Source organism: Kineococcus glutinatus, from assembly GCF_039542765.1.
In the GTDB taxonomy this organism is placed as follows: Bacteria; Actinomycetota; Actinomycetes; order Actinomycetales; family Kineococcaceae; genus Kineococcus_A; species Kineococcus_A glutinatus.
The window spans coordinates 1-1,625 of sequence record NZ_BAABIL010000382.1 but is presented as its reverse complement, the minus strand read 5'-3'; the positions used below and the strand labels follow the sequence as shown (position 1 = coordinate 1,625).

General features: G+C 75.4%; 1 protein-coding gene and 1 pseudogene. One reads left to right on the top strand and one right to left on the bottom strand.

Annotated elements, in window-relative coordinates; all coding sequences use genetic code 11:
- Nucleotides 1-814, top strand: an 814-nt coding sequence (locus ABEB16_RS14105; RefSeq protein ID WP_425560198.1) for an LGFP repeat-containing protein, incomplete at its 5' end; no start/stop codon positions are given.
- Nucleotides 815-998: 184 nt separating this feature from the next.
- Here the strand turns inward: ABEB16_RS14105 and ABEB16_RS14100 are convergent.
- A pseudogene (locus tag ABEB16_RS14100) lies at nt 999-1,625 on the bottom strand (MFS transporter); the annotation flags it as partial.

The following is a 1,625-nucleotide window of genomic DNA, read 5'->3' as shown; positions in this document are numbered from 1 at the left end:
GGGCGGCAACATCTACTGGAGCCCGGCCACCGGCGCCCACGAGGTGCACGGGCAGATCCTCGGCGCCTACGCCTGGGCTGGGTGGGAGAACGGCGTCCTGGGCTTCCCGATCACCGGGGAGATCCGCACCCCCAACGGCCGCGGCGCGTACAACGCCTTCGAGGGCGGCTCCGTCTACTGGTCGCCCGGCACGGGGGCCCACGTCGTGCGCGGCGCGATCCGCGACGCGTGGGCCGGTCAGGGCTGGGAAGGCGGACGCCTCGGGTTCCCGACCAGCAGCGAGTTCGACATCCCCGGAGGCCGGCGGGTCAACTTCGAGAGCGGGTACATCGAGTGGTCCCCGGCGACCGGCGCCCGGGTGAACCAGCCCATCAGCGGGCCTGCTGCACCGCCGTCCGGCCCGGTGATCCCCGGGACCATCGCGATCCCGGGCGAGGTGAACCTCGACGGTCTCGTGCTGCGCGCGGAGTCGGTTCGGCGCGTGGCACCGCCTAGCGGCTTCTCCATCGGGTACACGGCGGGTCAGGTCCCGGTGGAGGTGACCCTGTCGATCCGGAACACCACGAACGGGCTGTGGGATCCGTTCGACCTCGTGAGCTTGACGTCGAACGGCGCGGAGGCCGAGCAGGTCTTCTCGTCGGATCCCGACTACGGCGGCGGCTTCGGCGACACGTCCCTCGCGCCCGGGCAGACACGCACGGCGCGCTACCTCTTCTCCGTGCCGCCGGCGAGCCTGGGCGACCTCCTCGTCGAGGCGATCATCTACGACGTGCAGGACGACCGGCACGTCGCGCAGTTCAGCGGTCGGATCTGACGGGTCCGCGCCCGCTCCGCGGAGCACCCCCGGGAGGTGGGGACGTTCGGCGGCGACACGCTGGCGTGTCGCCAGCTGAACGTCCCCGCCCCGGGCCGGCCAGCGCGCGACGGGGACGTTCGGCGGCGACACGCCGGCGTGTCGCGGGCAGGACGTCCCCGCCACGCACGGCGGCGCCCGGCGCTCAGGCCGAGCGCGCCCGGCCCGCCAGCAGCGCACCGGCCAGCGCGACGGCCGCCGCCACCCCGAACCCCGTCAGGTACGACGCCACGTCCTGCGCCCCGAGGACGCCCAGCACCGTGCCGCCGACGGCCAGCAGCGTCGTCGCCATCAGCGAGTCGGCGATCTGCAGCGCGGAGGAGTTGCGGCCCTGCTCCGCCGGCTCGGACAGCTCCAGCACCAGCACCGACGTCACCGGGTACGCGATGCCCGTGCCGATCCCGGCGACCAGCCAGCCCAGCAGCGCCACCACGACCGGCACCGCCTCGTGCAGCGCGGTGGCGGCCAGCACGAACCCCACCACCTGCGCGCCCAGGCCCAGCCGCAGCAGCCCGTCCCGGCCCGCGCCCTCGGTGCGGCCCTGCCACCACGAGCCCGCCGACCAGCCGACCGCGCCCGCCGTCAGCGCCAGCCCGGCCAGCGCCGCCGACAGCCCCCGCCGCTGGGTGAGCAGCAGCGGCAGGAACACCTCGGCGCTGGCGAAGGCGCCGAAGACGAACCCGCGCAGCGCGACGACCGCGGGCAGCCCCCGCAGCAGCAGCGCGGTGCCGCGCGGCAGGAGGCGCGGGACGCACACCGCCACGAGCAGCAG